Below are 24,422 nucleotides of genomic sequence, written 5' to 3'. Positions count from 1 at the left end.
AAGCTGAGCGGAGCCGGAGGACGCAAGTCCGATGGCGACCGAGTAAGAGCGAAGGGGCGGCTCCGCCGGCCCTGAACGAAGCTGAGTGGAGCCGGAGGACGCAAGTCCGATGGCGACCGTGCAAAGAGGAGAGAAGCATGAATATTGGGATAGTAAAGGAAAGATACTCCCGCATAAAAAACCAGCCCCGCAGAAAGCTGGAGAAGGATTTTCACTACTCCACCTACTCCTTCCTTATGCTGCTGATCTTCGGCGGGGGAGCAGGGGGACTTCTCTACTGGTTTGATCCACTTGTTGCGCCGGAGGCCCTGGCCACCATCTTCGGCGGACTCCTGGGGGCAGGTGTTCTGATGGCTCTCTTTCCCCTGTGGACGATACAGGTAGTAGCCCTCTTCCTGGTTCTGGGACTTATGGGAGGCTACGGGCGAATTCAGTATCCCCCGGCCTATATGCTTGCCGGACTGGGGGTTCTGCTGTCCGCATCGGTACAGCTCGTCTTTCACTGGGACAAGGTGGTGGTACTGCGTTTCGGGCGCTTCCGCCGGGTTCGGGACGCAGGGATTTTCATCCTTCTTCCCATAATCGACCGTATCGCCGACTTCGTGGATACCCGCATCCGGGTTACCGACTTCAGCGCCGAACGAACCCTTACCAGGGACAATGTTCCGGTACACATAGACGCCCTCTGTTTCTGGATGATCTGGGATGCCGGGAAAGCCATTCTTGAGGTGGAGAACTATATTGAAGCGGTCACTTTGTCAGCCCAGACGGCCCTGCGGGATGCCATCGGCAAGAACGACCTGGCCAAGCTGCTTTCCGAGCGGGAGGACGTTGGCCGGGACATCCAGCAGATCCTGGATGCCAAAACCAGCCCCTGGGGTATAAGCATTCTGAGCGTCGAGTTTACGGATATCCTTATTCCCAAGGAGCTCGAAGACGCCATGAGCCGCAAGGCCCAGGCGGAACGTGAGAGGCAGGCCCGCATAATCCTCGGGACTGCCGAGGCGGAGGTTGCATCGAAATTCGAAGAAGCCTCCCGTGCCTACGTGGACAATCCTGCAGCTCTCCAGCTCAGGGCAATGAACATGGTCTATGAAGGGATGAAGTACAACAAGAACTCCCTGATGCTCCTGCCCTCCTCCGCCCTGGAGAGCATGAATATGGGTACCCTGCTGGGAGCGGCGGCTTTCCAGAAACAGAACGACCCGGAAAAATCCGGGAAGGAGAACACGGATGATTGAGGTACGGGATATCGTCAAGGACTACCGCAGCGGGGAAACCCTGGTCCATGCCCTGAGAAGCCTGAGCATCGACATAGGAAAAGGTGAGTTCACATCCATCGCCGGCCCCTCGGGTTCAGGAAAAACCACCCTGCTGAACCTTATCGGTTGTATCGACAGCGCCGACGGGGGAGAAATCCTCATCAACAAGGAGAAGGTGTCCCGAATGAACAAGAAGGAGCTGGCGGCTTTCCGTCGGGATAACCTGGGCTTTATCTTTCAGACCTTCAACCTGATCCCCGTGCTCACTGCCTACGAGAACGTCGCCTTTGCGCTTAACCTGCTCAAGCTCGATAACGGTGAGGTGAGGGAACGGAGCATGCAGATTCTCAGGGAAGTCGGGCTCGAAGGTATGGAGGACCGGCGGCCCTCCCAGCTTTCCGGAGGACAGCAGCAGAGGGTTGCCGTAGCCCGGGCCCTGGTCAAGAACCCGGCCATTATCCTGGCCGACGAACCTACGGCAAACCTCGACTCCGAGACGGGTCGCTCGGTACTGGAACTGATGGAAGAGATGAACCGAAAACACGGAACCACCTTCATCTTCTCTACCCACGACAAAATGGTCATGGACTTCGCCCGCCGTCTTGTACGGCTGCAGGACGGCCGGATCATCGAAGACAGCGGAGGCAGATCATGAAGTTTCTGCTGGCCCTGGCATTCAGGAATCTGACCCGCTATACCAAACGTACGGTAATAACCGCCTCGGCCATCGCCTTCGGACTCGGGTTGTTTATCGTTCTGGACAGTTTCCTGAAAGGTGCCGAGATGGAGTCGGAGATAAACCTGATCAACTACGAAACCGCATCCGCCAAGGTAATGCATCCTGCCTATCTTGGTGAGCGGGATAATCTTCCCCTTAAGTACGTGATAGAGGAGCCCGAAAAAATCATTGATATTCTGGACGGGAATTCCATTGCCGCCACACCGAGGGTCGTTTTCAAGGCTGAACTCTTCGTCCGGGAAGACCCCTACCCCGAATCCGGTTCGGTCTACGTCAAAGGTATCGCCCTCGATCCCTCCCGGGACGACGAAGTTTTCCGGCTAAGGGAGACAGTTAAAAAGGGCCGTTACCTCGAAGAGGACGAAAACGGGGTGCTCATCGGGGAATGGATGGCCTCTGACCTGGGAGCCCGGGTTGGATACCCCCTAACCCTGCGGGTCCGGACCCGCTACGGTGCCTATGAAACCATGGACATGGAGATCGTCGGACTTATCAACTCCCCAAACCCCCAGATCAACAAAAGCACCGTGTTCCTGCCCCTTTCGACGGCGGATTATTTTCTTGATATGGACGGCGCAGTCACCGAGCTTGCCCTCAGCCCCGGCCTGACTTTTGACCGATCCCGCGATCCTGACAAAATGGCCGGACAAATCGAAAAACTTCTGCATACCAATGGATATGATCTGCAGGTCCACAGCTGGAAAAAGCTCGCCCCGGACTATGTCGCCATGGCTGCCATGAAATCCACGGGATCACGGATTATCCTCTTCCTGGTCTTCGTTATCGCCGCAGTGGGAATAACCAACACCATGCTGATGGCCGTCTTTGAACGTATCAGGGAGCTCGGAATGATGCGGGCCATGGGAATGACGGACCGGCAGATCCGGCTTTCCTTTCTTCTCGAGGCCGGTGGAATCGGTCTGATCGGTGCCCTGGGGGGACTCATCTTCGGTGCCCTGGTAAACTGGCCTCTCGTTGAATGGGGATGGGATTTTACACCCATGCTGAAGCAGATGGATATCGGCTACCGGATTTCGGGGGTATTCCGCAGCATGTGGAACATCCCCACCATGTTCAGGGCCTTCTTCGCCGGGATTGTTATTGCCATGCTCGTGGCCCTGTTTCCCATCCGCAGGGCGCTGAAGATGCAGATTACCGACTGTCTGCGGGATGAATAAGGAGGAACAGTATGAAGCTTTCAAGCATCGCCTTCAGAAACATAAGCCGCAACCGCCGGCGAAGTCTCCTCTGTATTCTCGCCATTGCCCTGGCGGCCATGACTATTGTTTTTCTTTTCAGCCTGCTGGCCGGCATGAAAGCGGACCTCAAGTGGAACGTTCAGTCCTTCTTTACCGGCCAGATCCGCGTGCGCCACGAGGGCTACGACGAAAAGGAAATGCTGAATCCCCTGCACCTGCGCCTCGAAAACTGGGAGCGCATGATACGGGATATCGAGTCTCGTGATCTCTCCCTCCAGGCAGTACCCCGCATTCCCTTTCCGGCTTTCCTGGAACCGCCGACGGTGAGCAACCCCGACGCCGTAAACGCGAGCGCCATGGGAGTGGGCCTGGACTTTGAGAAGGAGAAGGATTTTCAGCATCTTGACAAATACCTCGCCACAGGAAGGCTTCCCGAGAAAGGCAGGTTCGAAATTCTCCTGGGCGCGGGTCTGGCAAGGAAAATCGAAAAAGGCGTGGGCGACAAGGTAACCCTGATGACCACAACCATGCGCCGGGGCCCCAACGCAGCAACCTTTACCGTAACCGGAATTGCCGTCTTTAATGTGGCCGCCATGAACCAGAGCTACTTTTACATACCCCTGGACAGGGCCCAGCACGTCCTCAAAATGGGAGATTCGGTGGTGGAAATACTGGTCAAGTCCGGCGGAGAGCTGTCGGACCGGGAGGCCGGGACCCTGGTGGCAGGCATTATCACCCCGGAAGACAGAGCGGTTGCCAGGGACTGGCGGGAGCTGAACCTGATGGTCCGGTGGATTGATATTGCCGACATCTCATACAACTTCATGGCCCTGATCTTTTTTGTTCTCGCCAGTACCGTGATCGCCAACTCGGTTATGATGATCATTTACGAACGCATGCGGGAAATCGGAACCATCGGCGCCCTGGGCATGGAAGGCGGGGAGATCGTCCGCCTCTTCTTCCTCGAGGCCTTTTTTATGTCCCTCATCGGCACCGCCGCAGGAGTCGTTCTGGGTGCGGGAATTACCACGGTGTTCGGTACCACGGGTATCGATTTCTCCTCCGGCATGCAGGGTGTGGACTTCGATATAAGCAGCCTTATCTATCCCCGGCTCAATGTAAAGTCCACGGTATTCGTCTTTTTCTATTCCCTGGCAGTAGCCTCCCTCTCCAGCCTGATCCCAACCCGCCGGGCCGCGAGGATCGAGCCGGTGGAGGCCCTGCGTCACGTATAATGTTGTAGACAGCGGGGCGGCTTTACCGTCCCCGAACGAGGCCAAGCGGAGCCGGAGGACATCAGTCCGATGGCGACCGTGTAAAGAGTGAAGGGGCGGCTCTGCCGCCCCGAACGAGGCTGAGCGGAGCCGGAGGACATCAGTCCGATGGCGACCGTACAAAGAGGAGTTCACGTAATGAGAAATATACTGGCATTGTTACTGATGTTTTCGGCGACCCTGCTGAACGCCCTGGGTCCCGACGAGATTATTCGACGCCTGGAGGAGAACCAGATCCATGAGACCGCCTACTCGGAAGGGAGAATGATAACCACCGATAAATACGGCAGCATTACCCGTACCTTCCGGTCCTGGGCCCGGGGAGAGGAGGATGCCCTGATCGAGTTCACCAGCAGGGGAGAGGAAGGGCAAAAGATCCTGCGTACCGAAGACGAGATCTACCTCTATTTTCCCGACGCCGAGGATGTACTGCGCATCCAGGGAAGCGCCATGCGGGATTCGGTTATGGATTCCGACTTTTCCTACGAGGACATGACGGGGGGCAAGAGCCTGCTGGATGATTACAGCGCCGGGATGGAAGGAACCGAGACGATTGACGGCAATGAGTGCTACAAAATCCGGCTGACGGCAAAGCGGCGCTCCGTCCCCTACCATTCCCAGCTCCTCTGGATCGACAGCAGCAGGTTTACCTGGCTGAAAGGACACAAGTTCTCCCGTTCCGGGTCCCTGCTCAAGGAGATGAAAGCCGATGAAATAAAAGAAATACAAGGGAAATTCATTCCCACCCGGATCCGCATGGAGGATAAAATGAAAAAGGACTCCTCCACCGAACTGATCCTCGACACCCTGAAACTCGGTATATCCATCGATCCGGGAACCTTCAGCCTGGAGGAGCTTACATGGTAAGGATCTGTCGATCCGCCACGGCAGCCTGTATGCTCATGCTCTTCCTGTATACACCTGACCTGGCCGCCGAGAACAGTCTCAGCATAGAGATCGAGAATCTGGCCGGTGTCTTTCAGGGCAAGGACTCCGTTGCGGGAGTCAGCGGCGGCAGCGAGGCGGAACTCAGCTTCCGTTCCGAGGCAAACCGGGACGTGAAAGCCCAGGTGTCCCTGACCGCAGATGTGACAAATGCGAGGGAAGAGACAACGGAATTCGATGTCTACCGGGCATTTATCAGGGCACGGCTCCCCTGGTTCCGGCTCACCATGGGAAAGACCCGACTCTCCTGGGGGGAGGGTTTCATGTTCAACGCCGGGGACGTTCTTTTCGACTCCCTGTCCACCAGTGTTGATTTTACCGGAGAGGAGATCCGAACCACCGGGACCTGGCTCGCCTCAGTCTACTGTCCCCTGGGTCGTTTCAGCTTTGCCGAAACCGTTCTTTTGACCCCGGAAGAGAACCCGGAGGACTACCCATCCGGCGGCGGCCGTCTGGTTTTGCGTCCCGGGGGAATAAAAACTGAAGCAGGCTACATATACGCCGGAGACGCCGGGGAACACCGGCCCTATGTATCCTTCCAGGGCGGCGGACTGATCAACTGGCACCTTTCCGCGGCCAGCGCAATCGAGCCCGTCGCCGGCGCGGAGAAACAGCTTGATGAGCGCCTGCGCCTGAGTTTCGGGCTGTTTCAACTCTTCAGGCTTGGTTACTCGTCTACCCTTAATCTCCGCCTCGAAGGGCTCCTCCGTCCCCGGGGCAGCTGGCGCGCCGGAGAAGATCCCCGGGAGTACGGGCTCTATCTATATCCGGAAATCAGCCTGACCCCGGACGACAGGAGGAATTTCTTCTATCGGGCTGTAGTCTCCCCGGTGGATATCAGCGCCCTTCACGTAGTCGGCAGCAGCTGGAATATCTATCAGGGTTTTACCCTTCTTGCGTACACCGGCATCGCCAGCGGAGAAAAGGGAGATCTCTTCTCCCTTCAGAACGGCAGAGACGAGGGTTCCCCGCCTGCCTGGTTTGTCAGTGCCGGCTGTGCATTTGTGTTCTGATCGCCCGGGTTTTCGGGAAAAGAGCCTACTCCGGTTTGGCGTAGAACTGAAGAAGCTGGATAAAGTAGTAGATCTTCTTGTAAACCTCCGCCAGCTTGGATCTGATCTGGTTGTCCGTGGAGATATCGATCTCCTTCCAGTTCAGAATAAGCTCCCGGGGTTTGTGGTCGTAATCCTCAATCACCACCTTAAGGGTTTTTCCCACGGTTATTAAATTGGAGGCTGCTCCGTGGATCATCTTGAAGGCCTCCTCGTTGACCTTCTTGAGCTGTTCCCGCAGGGCATTTACAGCATTCTTGTCCCTGTCGGCCCGCTTCATGGCATTACGAAGGGCGATTCCCCGCTCTCCCTCGTCTCCCAGGGATTCATCAAACTGGATCAGCTGGTCGGAGATACTCATCACCGCATGGAACGCGTCGGACAGTTGCTGGGACATAAGATTTGTTGACCATTTTCCCCGGATGAGGAGCTGGTCCACCACCTCTCGGATGTCCTTCTTGAAATAGTCCAGCAGAAAGGCCTTCAGGTAGTTCATGGGAGCTACGTGCATGTAGCCGGCCATCATCTTCTTGGAGAACATGACGTTGTTCTTGTCGGTATAGTTTTTCATCCGGGAGATGGCAACGCTGCCGAAAACCTGCTGGAGGAGCTTTTCGATCTTTCCGGTGCGTCGTTCCTTGATGATCTTCTGTACCGTGAGCTCAGTGTTGGTCTTGATCTTGGAGAGATACTCCTCAACAATATGCTCATTGGGCCTGGCAGCCTTGACCTTGTAATAGGGATCCTTGTCAACGTAGCGGATAACAAGCTCCAGGACCATGCTTTTTCTGACTTCCGCCACATTGCGGAGAATCTTCTTCCATTGACCGGCATCCACGACGGGCATTTCACGGTAGAGCTGAAGCACATCCAGCAGTTCCTGCCAGGGCTGGCTGCGGTCGATGGCTCCGGCGACTTCAAGAAAATCCTTAAGGTCGTCGGAGATATACTCCCCGTTGATCGGTTCAAAACGCGGGTTATAGACAAAATCCCGTTCCGGCAGGCCGGAATCGAACTTCTTGAGTAAAAAATAGTAGTCAAAATGAACAAAGCCGAGAAAAACCATCAGCAGGTTGTACCGGGCGTTTATCTGTTTCACCTTCTCAGCGTCAAAGGCGGCATACAGGGAAACCAGCCGGTTCTTGAGCTTCTGAACCAGGGATTTGTGGTCCATGGTCTCCGCGAGCTTTCGGATTGCCTCTTCGGAGAGATCGTCTTTTATGGTGATCTGACCCTCGGCCAGGGATTCCTCTATGATCAGCTGCTTCAGAACATTGGAACTGGCTGCATGGTCCAGCAGGACCTGGGCAGGTCCGATGGTGGTATAGATATCATGAAAGAACTTTGCCAGTCCGGGAAGGGCCTCTTCCGTCTTCGGCTTGTAGAATTTGAATTTCTGCTTTTTCAGCTCTTTGGCGATATCCTTCAACAGGCGCCGCTTCTCTTTTTCGGGATCGTTTCCGGAAAAAATAAAAGAGAAAATTCGCTGAAAAATATTCTGCTGCTCTTCTTCCTTCTGCTCCTCCGCCGGAAGCAGATCGTTTTCCTTCATAGCATGTATGGTATGGGAAAAGCGACTAGCTGTCAATCGAAGGAATCTCCGGGTTTCTCCGGTAAATTGCCAATGAGCAGATAATTAGTTTAAACTCTGTTGTACAGGGAATGATCATGACACGTACGGATATACTGCTCGGCAAATTTCTCGAGAATGGTTTTCGCAGCCCGGGAATCGCCTGGATCGCGCCCGGTCTTGTCGGTGAGACTCCCGGAGACCGGACATACCTGGTTATCATGGGAATCTTCCCCATACCCGATCCGGCCCCCTCAGCTGATCCCGGGAAGGTCCTTGTCGCACCCTTCGCAGCGGCCCATTACTACCGGGACTGCGTAAAAAGGCTGAAGGCCCTGGTTTCTGAACTGCAGAGGGGAACGGGAGTCAGCAAACAGCATGTAAGGCTTTTCAGCAACTCCCGGCTGCCCGAACGCTCAATCGCTGCAGCCCTGGGAATCGGCTGGGTCGGCCGCAACGGCCTTTTGATGAACAGGGAGTACGGTTCCTCCTTCGTGCTTGCAGGGATTCTGGCTTCCCTGGACGAAGGGGAGATCTCCCGGCTCCGCGGAAATGAAGATCTCGCAAGGATCAGCAGCCTGGAAGCCCCGGCGGATCCTCACGGGGAATGCGGCTCCTGCCGGGCCTGTGTCTCGGCCTGCCCGACAGGGGCCATTGCGGAATCGGGCGGAGTCAGGCTTGAACGCTGCCTCCAGTACCTGGCAACCACCAGGGAGGACCTTCCCGATTTTGCCCGGAAGGTCTGGGGCCGACGACTGTACGGCTGTATGGACTGTCAGAACAGCTGCCCGGTAAACCGGCGCAGGAGTGTTCACGCCGACGGAGACAGCCTGGGCAGGGAGGAATATCCCATCAGGGATCTCCTCCCTAAGTTCGCCTCACCTGCGGAAAAAGGACTGAAGAAGATCTTCCCCGATACCGCCCTGGAGGCCAGCTGGATTCCCCGGGAGGCGATTCTCCGGAACCTGCTGACCGCCGCAGGCAACAGCGGAGACCCGTCTCTGGAACAGCTGATCCGGCCCTTCCTGGAAGAGAAACATCCCGTGGTGAAAACCGCTGCAGCCCGTGCCCTGGACCGGATATTTTCAAAATAGTGGATAAATATACGCCTGTTTCTGTATATTTATTGACAAAACCTTCCGTTTCTGGCTATCCTTTCTGGCGATGAACCCATTAGCCCAGGAACTAAACAGGATACTCGACGGCTCGGTCTGCCTGGACCTGCTGTCCGATTTCGGTAAGCGTTTCTATTTCCCCAGGGGAATAGCTCTCCAGTCAGTTGAAGCCTCTGAGCATGCCCACCGCTTCAACGCCACAGTAGGAATGGCCTACAGCGAAGGACACCCCATCGAGCTGGAAACCATCAGGGAGCACATGCCCCTGCTCAGCCCCGCTGAGGCGGTCGCCTATGCACCATCTCCGGGACTTCCAGCCCTGCGAAAACTCTGGCGGGAAGAGATCTACCGCAAGAACCCCTCCCTGAACAAGCGGGAGATTTCCCTGCCCGTTGTTGTTCCGGGGCTTACCAGCGGTATTACCCAGATTGCCGACCTCTTTGCCGGCGAGGGAGACACCGTGCTGGTCCCAGACATGTTCTGGGGCAACTACCGGCTCATCTTCGAGGTCAGAAACGGTTCTGTAATCAAGACCTTCCCCTTCTTTACCGACGAAGGAAAACTGAACATCCAGGCTTTTGTAAACGCCATGCGTTCTTCCGCGAAGAATGGAAAAATCATTCTGCTGGTGAACTTCCCGAACAATCCCAGCGGCTATTCCCCCACCAACGAAGAAGCCCATACCCTTGCTTCGGCGGTCCGCGAGGTGGCCGAAGAGGGATATAAAATTCTCGTTGTAACCGATGATGCCTACTTCGGTCTCTTCTACGAAGAGGATACCTTCAAGGAGTCCTTCTTTGCTCTGGCAGCGAACTGCCACGAGAACGTCCTGGCCGCCAAGGTGGACGGTCCCACGAAGGAAGACTTCTGCTGGGGCTTCCGCGTAGGCTTCCTTACCTTTGCCTCCCCCTCCATGACAATGGAGCAGTATGATGCCCTGAACAAGAAGGTAGGAGGCGCCCTGCGGGGGTCGATCTCCAACTCTTCGCGTCCCGGTCAGAGTATCCTCCTCAAAACCCTGGAAAAACTCGACCATGACGAGGAAAAGAAGAAATGGATGGAAGTCCTGAAGGAACGCTACCTGAAGGTAAAGGAAATTCTCGAAACCCGGAGTACCGGCAGGGAGCTCACCCCCATGCCCTTCAACTCGGGCTATTTTATGAGCTTCAACTGCGGATCGGTGGATGCGGAAAAACTGCGTCTGGAACTGCTGCATAAGGAAGGCATCGGAACCATCTCCATCGGCAGCGACTGCCTTCGGGTTGCCTTTAGTTCCATCGACACGAAGGACCTGCAGCCTCTCTTTGATGCGATATTTGCCGCCGCCGACAGGCTGGCGGGATAATACCGGATTGACTATCCAGCGGCGGGGAAACGGTCACCCTGCCGCTCTTTTTTTATACCCATCAATCGGACAACCTCATTACTGAAGGCGCTCTTTCCGGGAACCCAGAGGGGAGCCCCCCGCCGTGCCGAGGGGGTATCGCAGGTCATGCGCATGATAAGGGTCTCCGGCGGCAGCAGTGCAAGGGCTTCCGCCACGTATTCCGCATGCCGCGCCGGGGAAGGAACTGTCAGTGTTCCTTTCAGATACTCCCGGTAAAGGGGTGAAGAAACCGGGATGTGAAGATTGTGGAGTTTGATTCCCTCAGGGCGCAGGGCGGCCACCCGGCGGACGCTCTCCATTATCTCCCTTCGCCCCTCACCGGGGAGCCCGAAGATCAGATGCACCGCTGTTTTAATTCCCCGCTCCTTGAGCATATCATAGGCTCTGAAAAAGGCGGCGCTGTCATGTCCGCGGTTTATCCGCTTCAGGGTGGCGTCATGAACACTCTGAAGGCCCAGTTCTACCCATACATCAAAATCCTCACCGCGGTAGGAAGCAAGGAGGTCGGCCCTGGGACCGTCGATTTCGTCAGGCCTGGTGGAGACAATCAGCTCCCGGAACGGGGCCATCTCCAGACAGTCATCGTAGAGACGCCGCAGCTCCCCGACAGAGCCGAGGGTATTCGTGTAGGCCTGAAAGTAGAGAAGCAGTACCCGGGCTCCGTAGCGTTTGCTGAGGAATTCCACTCCCCGCGCAACCTGCATCCTGAGGTTCTCCGGTCCGGTCCGGTCCAGATAGACCGCCCGGGCACCGGAGATTTCACAGTAACTGCAGCCTTCCCGGGAACGTCCCCCCGCCCGGTTCGGACAGGAGAAACCCGCATCGACTGCAACCCGGTAGGCCGGCACCCCGTAGCGTTCTTTCAGGTAAGCTGAGTAACTTCGATAAGGCAGTATGGACACGAAAAAAGGATATCCCGCTCCCGGTCTTTCCGCAATCCCCCGGAAGATGACGGGCAAAACAGCGGCGTTGACAAGGAGCCGCAGAAATCCGTACTGTTTGGACGTGAACAAAGCGAGCTCTATCCGACGGCATATAATTTTTCTTACCGGTTTCGTACTACTGGCGGCTCTAATCACTCCCTTCACAGGCTGCCAGCGCTTCAACAACGACCCCGCCCTGCTCTGGACCGACCAGGCAGAGATTGCCGCGTATGCCGAAATCTTCAATACCTCCCAGAACGAGTACATGGTATCCGTTGTCTACAAGCCCTCTCCGGCCCTGGCGGTCAGACAGGCAGAGGTCCAGCCGGATATCGTCATCGGATCCTTCCTTAACGACCGGCGCACCATCCCCCTCTTCCAGTCCCTGGACCGAATGATAGAGGACGGACAGCTCGAGACTGAGGAATTTTACCCCGGTATCCTGGATCTCGGGGTCTTCGAAGAAAAACAGACCCTGCTGCCGATATCCTTTTCCTTACCCCTGATGTTCTTTCTGGACAGTTACAGAGAAATCGAGAGCTTTGATCTGAGCCTTGGACAGATCAGGGAACACGCTGCAGGATTCCCTGAACTGCACCCCTCCCGTACAGTCCTCGGCTATTCCCCCAGATGGAACCCCGAAGCAGCCTTCACCTGGCTGAGGCTTCTCAATGTGGACTTCCGGGAAACCATGGAAGGCACCCTTGTATGGAACCAGGAAAGCCTCGACCGGGGTATATCCGACATGCGGGAGTGGATCGAAGAGGTTAACGGAGGATGGGAGGCGGACATTGAGTTTATCGAAAAGTACATGTATGAACCCCCCTACAAGCTGGTTAACTCAGGAAGAATACTCTTTGCTTTTTCCCATATAGACACCTATTTTTTTATTCCCCCCGCCGACCGGGAACACCTTGATTTCCGCTGGATTTCCCATGAGAACCAGGTACCGGTTCGGGAAGATATGGTTTTTGCAGGAATCCCCAGGACAGCGGGAAGAAGCACTGCTGCCAGGGCTTTTCTCGAGTGGTTTTTTCGTCCCGAAAACCAGGCGCTGCTGCTTGAAACCAGCCAGTACAAGCGGATGCGGCATTTCGGCATTGCCGGGGGCTTCTCTTCCCTGCAGGGAGTAAACGAGATTGAACTGCCCCGGTTTTTTCCCGAGCTGGTTGGGCATGTACCTCCGGCATCTTTTATCGAGTTCCCCCCTGCCCTGCCGGATATATGGAACGACCTGAAAAGTGAGAGCATTCTCCCCTGGCTGCAGTCCCAGCTGAATGAGGTCCCCGCATCTCAGAATCTCAGCCGCAGTATCGAACGATGGATCAATCAGCAGCCCCAGAGGTAAACCGACCTCCGCGTATCAGCCGGCGTGGAGACGCTTAAGTTCCGTAATGATTCTGTGATCGATTTCATCCGGAACTTCCCCTCCGCAGGATATCCTGGAATAAACCGCTTCCAGCCCCTCTTCCCTGAACATTCGCGCAATATCATGGTCCGGACTCTGCGGGTTTGCCTCCTCAAATACCAGGGCGGCCAGATAGACCCGTCCAAGGCCCTCCATCGGAAGCCTGTGCGTGACGGCTTCCCGCAGGGCTCCTGTTATCCGATCGTTTCGCCCAAGTTTTCGGGACAGGTCCCGCCCGATCCTCTGGACCGAGTCCCCCAGGGAAGGATTGGCAAAACGCTCAAGCAGGTCATCAACATGATCCTTCAGTTCAGAGAGGCTAAAGACCTCCGGGTAAGCTTTGAGCAATATTTCAGCCCCCTCCATCATCACATTCCGGATTTCAGAGAAAAACCACGCATACTGCATCAGGGGAGCCAGAGAGGCTTCTCCGGGAAAATAGAGCCGTCCCAGATAGGCAGCGGCGGCATGACCCATGTTGTGCAGAAAAAGCTTTCGATCGACCCAGGCCCGAATGGGAGATACCAGTCTGATCGACGGTGATTCGGGAGGATGGCCGACAAAGCCGTCCCGATCGAGAATCAATGTATTATAGGCTTCGGCCTTCAGGCTCAGGGGATTCCGCCGCCGTTCTTCTTCAGTCAGAAGAGGGACCATCTTGCCGATACTTGTCTCCACCAGCCCCAGGTGGCTTTCCACCGGAAAATCTCCCTTCAGGGGCTGCAGAATCTTCCGGCGAAAGACTTCCGAGGCATCCCTGAGATTCTCCGCCAGAATAATATCCAGAGGAAGGAACTCCCCGTTTTCTCCTCTTCGCCCGGGAAGCATCTCACCGATCAGGGAGGCCACCGCCTCCAGTCCGGCCCGACCCACGCAGGTCACCATAAGAGGCACTCGCCGCAACAGTGGATCAAGGGTTTGGTGATCTGTAAGAGCCAGGGGAAAAAAACCTTCCACCCTTCGAACAGACTCCTTTTCCCCTGCACATATCCGGATGGTGTAGGAGCCGGCCTGTTTCAGCGCCGCAATCAGCTCTGTGTTGATATCCGCCAGATGGACGGTATAGCCGGCATCCAGAAAGAGGGGGGTTATAAACGAACGGCCGATATTTCCCGCTCCGAAAACCAGGACCTCACCTTTCATGCAGACTGACCCGTGTAGCTGCTCTTTATTTCCTCGATTTTCTTCTGTTTTTCCCCGGGATACTTTTCAGCATAGACACCTCCGACATGATAGAGTGCCAGCCCGCCGGCACAGATCCCTTCGACAACAGCTTCCTCAAGATCCACAGGACCGGCTGGATCCGCATCCATCTGCCGGGCAACGGAGGCCAGAACCCCGCCCATAAAATTATCTCCGCAGCCGGTAGTGTCGCCCCTCTTTTCCGGGTTTTCCGCCAGGTCGAACACTATTAATTCGCTCACCGGGAAAAATTTCCCCGGGACAGATCGAAAGAGATCCGAGCGGGTTTTTACATAAACATCGTCCTTTCCCCGGGTAATGATGCAGGCACCGCAACCCTGCGCCAGCAGGAACTCCGCGGCATCCTCGACATCCTCCTGCAGGGAGAGACGCCGGGCCTCCTCCCTGTCTGTAATGAGGATATCGATCCAGGGATACGCCGGATTTTCATGGGTCCCCAGAGGCCAGGCATGTACAGGGTCAGCCGCCTGATGTCGAAAATCATACACGGTCCCCGCAACATTGAGACTGCCCCGCTCCCTCGCCTTTTTTGTCAGGAAAGCCAGATTGTCATGAAGCGGCGGGACAAGGGCACTGCCGCCCCAGAGGCATATGTCACTTCGAAAGAACCCCTCATCCAGCATATCCGGAGAGAAGGCCAGGGCACTTCCCGGGGTGTTCACAAAACTGCGCTCCCCCGCTCCGTCATGCCAGGACGGGTCCGAGAGCACCACCGTTGAAGGCACCGAACAGCCGGGAGCCCGGTCGGTGTACAGGGCCATGGGAAAGCGCTTCAGGTCTTCCATCAGCCTCTCCGATTCAGGGTCGTCCCCCAGGCAGGTGTAAAACTGAATATTCCACTCCTTCGGCAGAACCTGGGCAGCGTGAATCATGGACACCACAGCCGGTCCTCCCAGATTGACCTTGTCTGGTTTTCGGCCCTGTGTGAGAGCTGCGATACACTCTTCCGCAGGAAGTCCTGCAAATCGGGAAAGACTTTCCGCAAATACAAGGCCTCCCGGCGTAAGACCGCCGTCTCCAGGCAAACTGGAGAGGAATTTCCGGAAATTCGGGGACTCCAAGGAGACATCCCTGTACAGATAATCATACAGACAGCATCCGGTACCGGAGATTGTCACGTTTATACCCCCAGAAACCTTGAGTAGTCGCTGGAGAGCAGGTAAAGCGGTTCCTCGTCCTCCTCAATTTCCGGAAATCGGCCGAGGGACTCGTAAAAATAATTATCCGCTGCATCGTCATTGACCAGGCTCACCTCGCCGACCAGGACCGTTCCCTCTCCCGTTTCCCCATAAAACCTGTGGTACACCCCGGGCTCCAGACAGATGCTCTGTCCCGGTTTCAGGCACAGCGTCTCTCCCGGCTGAACAGTACGGCTTCTGTCATCAATCAGGATCTCCACAGGCCGCTCTTCATCCATTGCCGTACCGTCACTGGTATGACGGAGCTTGAACAGGAGATTCCCCCCGCTCCGGTTGATGATGTCTTCCTGTTTCAGTTTATGGTAATGAAAAGGGGTTTCCTGCTCCTCTCTGACTATCATGATCTTTTCGGCATACAGTTTTCCCGGCTGGCCATTCACGCCGTTCCGGAGCGTAAAGAGAAAAAGCCCTCTTTTAAGATAGTCTCCACTTCCGAAATCGGTAATGTCCCAGCCCAGGGAATGGGCAAAAACTGCTGAGCATTGATGGCTGTACTGTTTCCACTCATCCAGTGACCAGTATGCCCACTCGGGAAGATGCCACATGCTGGATTTAAAAAACTCATCTCCCTCCCGGAGAATTGCATTGATTTCGCTTCGTTTCATGGAAAGATCTCCTTTTCCGGAATTCCTGAATGCTAACCTAGGTAAGCATTCTAAATCTTGTCAGAGATTCCCGCAAGTTATAAAGTGAGGGGACATGAAAAAAACCATGAAAAGCATTGCCCAGGAGCTGGGAGTCTCCCGCACCACTGTTTCCCTGGTACTCCAGGGCAAGGGAGATCAGTATCGAATAAGTCGGGAAACCCAGAACCGCATTCTCGAAACCGTAAAAAAAGAGAACTATACGCCCAATTACTTTGCCCAGACGCTGAATGCCGGCAGCTCCAGAACCATCGGCATTATTTTTCCCGATATTTTTGAAAGCTTCATGGTTCACATGCTGCGGGGAATCGAGGATGTCCTTTCGGCGCAAAACTATATGATGATTCTCATGACCAGCCGTTTCAGGCATGAAACGGAAGCCCGTAACACGGAAGAACTCCTGCGCCGGGGAATCGACGGCCTTTTGATGGCACCCACCTGCGGCTACGAAACAGAATCTCCTCCGCGACCTCACCTGGAACTGATCGCCGGAAAAAAGCTTCCCCTGGTAATGATCGACAGGATTCCCGAAGGCTACACAGGAAGCCGGGTTCTGCAGGAAGACAGGGAGGGGGGCACCGCAGCAGCGGAGTATCTGATCGCTCAGGGCTGCGAAGTCTGTACCGTGGTTTCCCTGAATATAAGTGCATCATCCCTGCGGGAGCGGATAGACGGATTCACCCGGCAGATACCGGAATGCAGACGCCTGCTTCTTGGCCGGCAGGACCGAAACGCAGGTGACCTTGAAAAGGCATTAGCGGATACGGTACGAGCCCACAGAGGAAAAAAACTGGGTTTTTTCTGTACAACCTACAGCCTGTCCCTCCGGGTAAAAGAAATCCTGACCGGCAAAGGACTGGTTCTGAACAGGGATTACGCGGTCATCCGCTTTGGAGGAGATCCGGAAGGATTTTCAAGCGGCATGGCCAGCCTGATTCAACCCCACTATGAACTGGGGATCAGCTCTGCACAGATTCTTCTGCACCTGATGGATAACCCGGAGGCGGAACCGGTCCGGAAAAGCCTGGCCCTCAGGGCCGATTACAGCTCTGTAAGCGGCAAATAGACAGCCATTTTTCATTGACAGCTGAAATTTTCCACTGTACCATGGTTTTTATAAGATAATTGGAGGTCATTAATGGCTAACGTAGAACTCAAGAACATCGTAAAGGTTTACGATGGGAACGTTCGCGCTGTCGACAACGCGAACATCACTGTAGAGGACCGGGAATTCGTAGTACTGGTCGGCCCTTCCGGATGTGGAAAAACCACGACATTGCGCATGATCGCCGGTCTCGAGGACATTACCGAGGGTGAACTCACCATCGACGGCAAAATCGTCAACGATGTCCCCCCCAAGGATCGGGACATTGCCATGGTTTTTCAGAACTATGCCCTGTATCCCCACATGTCGGTCTACGACAATATGGCCTTCGGGCTCAAGATCAGGAAATTTCCAAAGAACGAGATCGACGCCCGGGTCAAGGAAGCCGCCCAGATCCTCGATATCGAGGAGCTGCTGGACAGAAAGCCCAAGGCTCTTTCCGGCGGTCAGCGCCAGCGCGTCGCCGTAGGCCGTGCCATCGTACGTAAACCCAAGGTGTTCCTCTTCGACGAACCCCTGTCCAACCTGGACGCAAAACTCAGGGTCCAGATGCGGGCGGAGATTTCAGCCCTGCACAACCGGCTCCAGGCGACAATGGTCTATGTAACCCACGACCAGGTGGAAGCCATGACCATGGCGGACAAGATCGTCGTAATGAAGGGCGGGCTTATCCAGCAGATCGGCACCCCCCTCAATCTCTACAACGAACCGAACAACCGCTTCGTTGCCGGCTTTATCGGGTCTCCCCCCATGAACTTTGCCAACGTCACCATCAAGGAGGAGGGAGGCAAGCTGTTTGCCGACGAAGGGGATTTCTCCATCGAGATCGAAGGACGCTACGCGGAAAGTATCAGGAGTTACGTCGGCAAAGAGGTAACCTTCGGCGTACGTCCGGAAGACCTCTACGAGACCAAAACCGCCGACGACAAGGTTATCAAAGCCACTGTCGAAGTCATCGAGCCCCTGGGAGCAGAGACCCATCTCTATGTAAAGACAAAGAAACACACCATGATTGCCAAGGTCGCCCCGAGCGTTCAGCCTTCGGTGGGAGACGCAATCTATCTGAAACCCGACATGAACAAGGTACTCTTCTTCGAACAGGAGAGCGAAAAAACAATTCCGTATAAATAAAAACCGACCTTTAGTCCCTGCCGGCCCTTCGGGGCCGGTCTTTTTTTGTCCCCACCGGGGAAACAGCCCTGGAGAGGATCGCTTTTCGATTGATTTCAGCATAATCCTGACCTATAATTGACAGCGTGAATGTACTTCAGGAATCTACCAGACAAGAACTTGCCGGCAAGCTGAACGACCTCATCGAAACTACCGAGGCTGTCTATACCCACATAGCGGAAGAGTATCCGAAGATGCTGCAGGAGTTCGACAGCGGATTTACCGACGCGGACAGACAGATCAGCCTCATAGCGGCGGAAGGCGGCAACGGACTCGACGCTCTGCACATGATTATGGACAATACGAAGGGCTGTATTCAGCAGACCCACAGCTCCTTTTCTTCTCTGAGCAGTTCCGACAACAGCCTGCTCGATATGCTGAAACAGAGTATCAAACGTCTTGATACCCTGGAGGAGCTCATCGCCGCCATCACCTTCAATACCGAGGAGATGGAGCTCATCTCCCTCAACGCCATGGTAGTCGCCCTGAAGGCGGGACAGGAAGGCGGCGGGTTTTCCCATGTTACCGATGAGCTGAGGCGGATCTCCGCTAAAACCATATCAGAGGCGAAAAACCTGACCACCGAGGGAAAACAGATACAATCCTATTTTGAGGAAGTCCAGAGAACCGCCGATATGATAACCCAGGAACAGGATAGAATATTCTACAGTTTCGGCGACAAGCTCTTCAGTTACTTCTCCACCATCGAAGAACGCCTTACCAGGATCGTGAATTTCTTCAAGACCCTGCGCACCCGGGCGGACGATATCCGGCAGCCCCTTATCCGGATGATGGAAGCTGTTCAGACCCAGGACATTATCCGGCAGACGGTGGACCAGATCAGCATAACCCTGGACAAGATCCAGAGCATCGATGACTCTCATAACGGCAACGGCCGGGAGGACTGGCTGCTGGACGAACTGACCTTTCTCGAACAGGTGGCCAATCTCGGCTCATACCTTCTTGAGAATATCGCCGCGGCGATCACCGAGAATTCCGAGACCTTTGTTTCCAGCATTGAAGAGGTAAAAAAGGCCGTCGAGACCATAGAACACGAACGGGACATCTTCATTTCCCGGCAGATCGAGGGCGAATCCAGGGACGACGGCATCTACGACCTGTTTCACCAGTCGGAAAACGAGCTGGGGGCCATGTTAAAGAACACCCGCAAGGTCCCGAAGCTGAAACAGAACATGCGCACCACCAACTCCGCGTTTCTCGGCCGCATCCAGGGACTGGAAGAGGGCTTTCAGAAGTTCACCACCCTTGTCGGACGTTTCAGGAACATTCATGTTGCGGCACGCATAGAGGTCGCCAAGCGGCAGATACTCAAGGGAATGCAGTCTACGGTCCAGGAGATGAGGAACCTTACGGACCGCATTTTTTCCGACGTGGAGAGCGCCCTGGAGACAACCAAGGAGTTCATAGAGACTGCCCAGGAAGCGGAGGAAGGCTTTCGCGACTCCTATCGCCAGGAAACCGACCTTGTATCCTCTTTCACCCTGGAGATTCAGCGCCTCTACGGAAAACTGAAGGATACCAACGACGAGATTGTCCGTACCATGCAGGGGTTCACCCTTTTCAACCTCAAATTCCGGGAACTCTTCGGTTCCACCGACGCAGACAGAGAACGACTGGCCGGACTCAGTCAGCAGGCCAGATCCATCATGGAAATCTTCGAACGCACCGCCCATTCCGCCGCCTCCCGCAAAGCCCAGATCCTCAATGAGCGGGGACAGGAAAAATGGGAAATCCGGGAGCAACGGCTGCAGGAGATCGTCAACCAGTTTACCATCTACGCCCACAAGGCACGGGCCGGAGAGATCGGCGGCTTCTCGGTGGAAACCGGAACCCAGGAAGGTGCAGTAACGTTTTTCTAGAGAGCTTGACAAGCTGTAAGCCTCCCGCCTAGGATTGACCCAGTACTGTCTGAATCAAGGAGACTCTATGAAACGCCCCTCCGCTGTCGCCATTCTTGGCTGCGGCACTGTCGGCGGCGCAACCGCCGCCCTGCTTCTGAGCCAGCGTTCAATGCTCGCCGCCAAGACCGGTCTTGATATTGAACTGCGCTACATTGTGGACAAGGATTTTTCCCACGCTGAATCCCTGAACCTGGATCCCGGTCTCTTTGAGACCGAACTGGACAAGGTCCTTGCGGATCCGGATGTGCTTGCTGTAGTGGAATTGATAGGAGGAACCGGGATTGCCCGGACCCTTACCGAAAAGATCCTGAGAGCCGGAAAACGGGTTGTTACAGCAAACAAGGCGCTTCTGGCAAAACACGGCGCCGAACTCATGGCCGTTGCCAGAGAAGCCGGCGTTTCCATCTCCTTTGAGGCCTCCTGCGGCGGGGGAATACCGATTCTGCGGGCACTATACGACGGGATTCTCCCCAACCGGATCGACGCCTTCTACGGTATAGTCAACGGAACCTGCAACTATATCCTTACCGAGATGATGCAGAAGGGAAACAGTTACCAGGAGGCCCTCAAGGAGGCCCAGGAGGCAGGCCTGGCGGAGGCCGATCCCACCCTGGACGTTACCGGGGGAGACTCTGCCCACAAGCTGGCCATCATGTCGTCCCTGGCATTCGCCCAGCGGGTGGACCTGGAATCTGTCCCGGTACAGGGGATTGATTCCCTCAAGCTTATCGACCTGAATTTCGGCCGGGAACTCGGCTATGTAGTCAAGCTGCTCGCAATTGCCCAGAGCGAAGAAGATGGCCTCGCCCTGCGGGTCCGGCCTGCGTTCATATCCACCGAACACCCCCTGGCCTGGGTTTCCGGACCCTTTAACGCAGTCAGCGTATACGGCCATGCGGTGGGACACACCATGTACTACGGACGCGGAGCAGGCGGCAGCCCGACGGCAAGCGCTGTTACGGCGGATATCATCTCCAGCTGTATGGGAACCGCGGACACGGTCTTCTCGACCCTGAACATCTGGCCCGACAGGACAAAGAAGGCCGTCCTCCTGCCACAGGAGGACATCCAGGGCCGATACTACGTGCGTCTGATGGTGGAAGACCAGCCGGGAGTGTTTGCCCAGATAGCCGGGATTCTCGGAGAAAACCAGATAAGCCTTTCTTCGGTGCTCCAGAAAGAGCCCTACAACGACAAAGCCGATGCCGTTCCCGTGGTAATAACCACCCACAGTGTACGGGAAGGAAACCTGCGAACGGCCCTGGCCGCCCTGGACAAGCTGCCCGTCGTCCGCGAACCGAGCATCTGCATTGAAATACTCGATGAACACGAGGAAATATTCGCGTAAAGCCGCGGTATACACTATTATAGGGAACATTACGGAGGTGCCCTGTGGAAAACAATCGTCCTTCCATTCCTACCCGTCAGGGACATGACACGGAATCCATTGCCTGGGGCTACGCCGAACACCTCAAGTTTACCCTTGGCGTGGACCGTTACTCATCGTCAAATTACGACAGATATATGGCCCTGGCCCTGACGGTCAGGGACAGACTCATGAACCAGTGGATGAAGACCCAGCAGACCCATTACAAGCAAAAGGTAAAGCGGGTCTACTATCTCTCTCTTGAGTTCCTTATCGGTCGTTCCATGGGCAACAATGTAATCAACATGCACCTTCAACCGGCGGTTGAAGAGGCCCTGAGCGAGCTGGGCTACAGCTGGGAAGAGCTGCGGGAGGAGGAGATCGATGCGGGTCTCGGAAACGGAGGCCTCGGCCGTCTGGCCGCCTGTTTCCTCGATTCCCTGGCGACCCTGAACCTCCCCTCCTTCGGATACGGCCTGCGCTACGATTTCGGGATATTCCGACAGCAGATAGAGAACGGCTGGCAGGTGGAACAGCCGGACGACTGGCTTCGCCGGGGGAACCCCTGGGAAATAGAACGACCGGACATAGTGGTCCCGGTACACTTCGGCGGACGGGTGGATACCATCGTTGAACGGGGCCGGCGAAAATACCACTGGGTGGACACCACACCGGTTCTGGGCATAGCCTTCGACACACCCATCGTCGGTTTCGGAGGAGAAACCGTCAATACCCTGCGGCTCTGGAGCGCCAGGGCTGCCGAGGAGTTCGATTTCAGCGAGTTCAATGAAGGCGACTACGTCGAAGCTGTGGCCGCAAAGGTCAGTGCGGAAAACCTTACCAAGGTGCTTTACCCCAATGACAAGCTCTATCTCGGCAAGGAGCTGCGGCTCAAACAGCAGTACCTCTTCGTCGCCTGTTCCCTGGCCGATATCGTACGGCGTTTCAAGAAGGGAGGACATTCCTGGAGAGAGTTCCCCGACTACGCGGCGATTCAGCTGAACGACACCCATCCCTCCCTGGCAGTGCCTGAACTGATGCGCATTCTGATCGATGAAAACCAGCTTGACTGGGATACGGCATGGGACATCACCATCAAATCCCTGGGCTACACCAACCACACCCTGATGCCGGAGGCCCTTGAAAAGTGGCCGGTTCCGATGCTGGAGAAACTCCTGCCCCGGCATCTGCAGATCATCTACGACATCAACCACCATTTTCTCCAGCGGGTATCCATCGCCTTCCCGGGAGACATGCAGCGCCTGAACCGGATGAGTATTGTGGAAGAGGGAGACACCAAGCAGATCAGAATGGCCCACCTCTCCATCGTGGGAACCCACTCCACCAACGGGGTTGCGGCCCTTCATACCGACCTGCTGCGCAGCCGGGTGGTGCCGGAGTTTGCGGAGTTGTATCCGGAACGCTTCAACAACAAGACCAACGGAATTACCCAGCGACGATGGCTCCTGAAATCGAATCCAGCACTTTCCTCACTGATCACTGAGCACATCGGTGAAGACTGGATTACCGACATGACCCGGCTGAAGAAACTCGCTCCCCTGGCGGAGGATGCGGCTTTCCGAAAACGCTTTGAAGAGGTAAAGCAGGAGGCAAAAGAGCGTCTGGCGGAGGTACTCGCCGCTGATCACGGATTCGTCATCAATCCCGGATCAATCTACGATGTGCAGATAAAACGTATTCACGAATACAAGAGGCAGCTTCTGAATGCCCTGCACATTGTCATGCTCTATAACCGCATCAGGAAGGGGGAAACCAAAAACCTGATTCCCCGGACCTTCCTTTTTGCCGGTAAGGCGGCACCGGGTTATCAGCTGGCAAAGCTCATAATCAAGCTGATCAATAACATCAGCGTGGTGGTCAACGGAGACCCTGTGGCCAGCAGGTATCTGCGGGTCTACTTTATTCCCAACTACCGGGTCTCCCTGGCGGAAAAGATCTTTCCCGCCGCCGAGGTTTCAGAACAGATATCCACTGCAGGAACCGAGGCCTCCGGTACCGGAAACATGAAGTTCATGTGCAACGGTGCCCTTACCCTGGGTACCCTGGACGGTGCGAATATCGAGATTATCGACGAGGTGGGCAGGGAAAACGCCTTTATCTTCGGGCTGACCGCGGAAGAGGTGGCCGACCTGCGTCCCCGCTACTCCCCCTTTGACCTGTACAACGGGGACAAGGAAATAAAAGCGGCGGTGGACCTGCTGTTTTCAGGAAATTTCAACTTTTCCGAGCCGGGAATATTCGAGCCTCTGCGCCGGGCCCTCTTCGATCAGGGGGATTTCTACATGCACCTTGCGGATCTCAGGTCCTACGCGGACGCCCAGAAGCAGGTCCAGGAACTCTACCGTAACCGGGACGACTGGAACCGGAAAGCGATACTCAATATTGCCCATTCGGGGAATTTTTCCTCAGACCGGACCATCCGACAATATGCCGAGGATATATGGAACGTACAGCCCTGTCCGGTGGACACCGAGCACGACCCCATCAATACTCTGGAGGAGGCGCGGAAATAACCGGAATACCCCCCGGAGACTCAACTATTGACCGCTGCATGTCGATGATGTTAACGTTATGCAAGAAAAAATGGAGGACCTATGTCGGCAAAAGATGAAGCTTTGAACGAAGAAGCCGCCACGTCCGGAAAGATCTACTGCGCAAACTGCGTCCACTGCAAGCTGGTCAGGGAGCCCCTGGGGGGGGTGCGCTATTCTCTTCGCGTACGCTGTGATGCGGGAAAATGGCGCAAAAAGCTCGGTGAAGAAAAGATCTACAAATATTTCACCGTTGCCCGGCGCAGTCTCGACTCCTGTGATGCCTATGAACCCATGGGAGATCCCAAAGAGTTTATTAAAGACCTGAAAAAGAACCTTCCCATCAAGGATGAAATCTATACAAGCCGCGATTAATATGCTTAACTT

Annotated in this window: 20 protein-coding genes; 15 read left to right on the top strand and 5 right to left on the bottom strand. The window is 55.5% G+C overall.

Features of this window, described 5'->3' with window-relative positions:
• Positions 1-137: 137 nt before the first annotated feature.
• From B4O97_RS11145 to B4O97_RS11120, 6 genes are all read left to right on the top strand, one after another.
• A complete protein-coding gene (locus B4O97_RS11145) occupies positions 138-1,241 on the top strand; it encodes a slipin family protein (RefSeq protein WP_096348885.1) in 1,104 nt (367 codons plus the stop codon).
• Entirely contained in the window at positions 1,234-1,917 is a 684-nt protein-coding gene (locus B4O97_RS11140) for an ABC transporter ATP-binding protein (RefSeq protein ID WP_083050860.1), read from the top strand. Before B4O97_RS11145 ends, B4O97_RS11140 begins: the two co-directional genes overlap by 8 nt.
• Positions 1,914-3,179 carry an ABC transporter permease gene (locus tag B4O97_RS11135; protein WP_083050858.1) on the top strand — a complete coding sequence of 422 codons (1,266 nt, stop codon included), beginning with the start codon at positions 1,914-1,916 and terminating at the stop codon, positions 3,177-3,179. The genes B4O97_RS11140 and B4O97_RS11135 overlap by 4 nt, the downstream gene beginning before the upstream one ends.
• Before the next feature lie 11 nt (positions 3,180-3,190).
• Positions 3,191-4,435, top strand: coding sequence for an ABC transporter permease (locus tag B4O97_RS11130; RefSeq protein ID WP_083050857.1), 1,245 nt, complete (start codon positions 3,191-3,193; stop codon positions 4,433-4,435).
• A gap of 177 nt (positions 4,436-4,612) precedes the next feature.
• Positions 4,613-5,341 carry an outer membrane lipoprotein-sorting protein gene (locus B4O97_RS11125; protein ID WP_083050855.1) on the top strand — a complete coding sequence of 243 codons (729 nt, stop codon included), beginning with the start codon at positions 4,613-4,615 and terminating at the stop codon, positions 5,339-5,341.
• The gene (locus tag B4O97_RS11120; RefSeq protein ID WP_083050854.1) at positions 5,335-6,432 is read left to right on the top strand and encodes a hypothetical protein; all 1,098 of its coding nucleotides are present in this window, start codon (positions 5,335-5,337) and stop codon (positions 6,430-6,432) included. Before B4O97_RS11125 ends, B4O97_RS11120 begins: the two co-directional genes overlap by 7 nt.
• Before the next feature lie 25 nt (positions 6,433-6,457).
• Here B4O97_RS11120 and B4O97_RS11115 read toward each other — a convergent pair whose 3' ends face one another.
• A complete protein-coding gene (locus B4O97_RS11115; RefSeq protein WP_096348884.1) occupies positions 6,458-8,023 on the bottom strand; it encodes a DUF5312 family protein in 1,566 nt (521 codons plus the stop codon).
• Between the two features lie 116 nt (positions 8,024-8,139).
• Between B4O97_RS11115 and B4O97_RS11110 the strand changes: the two genes are divergently transcribed.
• Together B4O97_RS11110 and B4O97_RS11105 are read left to right on the top strand one after the other, a co-directional pair.
• Entirely contained in the window at positions 8,140-9,135 is a 996-nt protein-coding gene (locus B4O97_RS11110) for an epoxyqueuosine reductase (RefSeq protein WP_158084263.1), read from the top strand.
• A 70-nt stretch (positions 9,136-9,205) separates the two neighbouring features.
• The gene (locus B4O97_RS11105; RefSeq protein ID WP_083050849.1) at positions 9,206-10,501 is read left to right on the top strand and encodes an aminotransferase class I/II-fold pyridoxal phosphate-dependent enzyme; all 1,296 of its coding nucleotides are present in this window, start codon (positions 9,206-9,208) and stop codon (positions 10,499-10,501) included.
• Between the two features lie 11 nt (positions 10,502-10,512).
• Here the strand turns inward: B4O97_RS11105 and B4O97_RS11100 are convergent, their stop codons facing one another.
• A complete protein-coding gene (locus tag B4O97_RS11100; protein ID WP_158084262.1) occupies positions 10,513-11,556 on the bottom strand; it encodes a TIGR01212 family radical SAM protein in 1,044 nt (347 codons plus the stop codon).
• Between B4O97_RS11100 and B4O97_RS11095 the strand changes: the two genes are divergently transcribed.
• Complete coding sequence (locus B4O97_RS11095) at positions 11,549-12,814, top strand: type 2 periplasmic-binding domain-containing protein (protein ID WP_158084261.1); 1,266 nt, start codon at positions 11,549-11,551, stop codon at positions 12,812-12,814. The two genes, B4O97_RS11100 and B4O97_RS11095, sit on opposite strands and share 8 nt — an antisense overlap.
• Positions 12,815-12,829: 15 nt before the next feature.
• Here B4O97_RS11095 and B4O97_RS11090 read toward each other — a convergent pair whose 3' ends face one another.
• The 3 genes from B4O97_RS11090 to B4O97_RS11080 are packed head-to-tail and all read right to left on the bottom strand — an operon-like array spanning position 12,830 to position 15,881.
• Positions 12,830-14,017, bottom strand: coding sequence for a mannitol dehydrogenase family protein (locus B4O97_RS11090; protein WP_083050844.1), 1,188 nt, complete (start codon positions 14,015-14,017; stop codon positions 12,830-12,832).
• Positions 14,014-15,138 (bottom strand): carbohydrate kinase family protein, encoded by a 1,125-nt coding sequence (locus tag B4O97_RS11085; protein ID WP_143305652.1) that lies wholly within the window; start codon positions 15,136-15,138, stop codon positions 14,014-14,016. The genes B4O97_RS11090 and B4O97_RS11085 overlap by 4 nt, the downstream gene beginning before the upstream one ends.
• A 59-nt stretch (positions 15,139-15,197) precedes the next feature.
• A complete protein-coding gene (locus B4O97_RS11080; protein ID WP_083050841.1) occupies positions 15,198-15,881 on the bottom strand; it encodes a D-lyxose/D-mannose family sugar isomerase in 684 nt (227 codons plus the stop codon).
• Positions 15,882-15,975: 94 nt separating this feature from the next.
• Between B4O97_RS11080 and B4O97_RS11075 the strand changes: the two genes are divergently transcribed.
• The 6 genes from B4O97_RS11075 (at position 15,976) to B4O97_RS11050 (ending at position 24,410) form a co-directional block, all read left to right on the top strand.
• Positions 15,976-16,986 (top strand): LacI family DNA-binding transcriptional regulator, encoded by a 1,011-nt coding sequence (locus tag B4O97_RS11075; RefSeq protein WP_083050839.1) that lies wholly within the window; start codon positions 15,976-15,978, stop codon positions 16,984-16,986.
• Between the two features lie 72 nt (positions 16,987-17,058).
• Complete coding sequence (locus B4O97_RS11070) at positions 17,059-18,156, top strand: ABC transporter ATP-binding protein (protein WP_083050838.1); 1,098 nt, start codon at positions 17,059-17,061, stop codon at positions 18,154-18,156.
• A gap of 125 nt (positions 18,157-18,281) precedes the next feature.
• Positions 18,282-20,075, top strand: coding sequence for a methyl-accepting chemotaxis protein (locus B4O97_RS11065; RefSeq protein WP_083050836.1), 1,794 nt, complete (start codon positions 18,282-18,284; stop codon positions 20,073-20,075).
• A 67-nt stretch (positions 20,076-20,142) separates the two neighbouring features.
• Entirely contained in the window at positions 20,143-21,465 is a 1,323-nt protein-coding gene (locus tag B4O97_RS11060) for a homoserine dehydrogenase (protein ID WP_083050835.1), read from the top strand.
• A 44-nt stretch (positions 21,466-21,509) separates the two neighbouring features.
• The gene (locus B4O97_RS11055) at positions 21,510-24,017 is read left to right on the top strand and encodes a glycogen/starch/alpha-glucan phosphorylase (RefSeq protein WP_083050833.1); all 2,508 of its coding nucleotides are present in this window, start codon (positions 21,510-21,512) and stop codon (positions 24,015-24,017) included.
• Positions 24,018-24,098: 81 nt separating this feature from the next.
• Positions 24,099-24,410, top strand: coding sequence for a hypothetical protein (locus B4O97_RS11050; RefSeq protein ID WP_083050831.1), 312 nt, complete (start codon positions 24,099-24,101; stop codon positions 24,408-24,410).
• The last annotated feature ends 12 nt before the right edge of the window (positions 24,411-24,422 follow it).

The sequence above is a fragment of the Marispirochaeta aestuarii genome (assembly GCF_002087085.1).
Lineage (GTDB): Bacteria > Spirochaetota > Spirochaetia > JC444 > Marispirochaetaceae > Marispirochaeta > Marispirochaeta aestuarii.
This window is presented reverse-complemented; position numbering and strand designations above follow the sequence as displayed.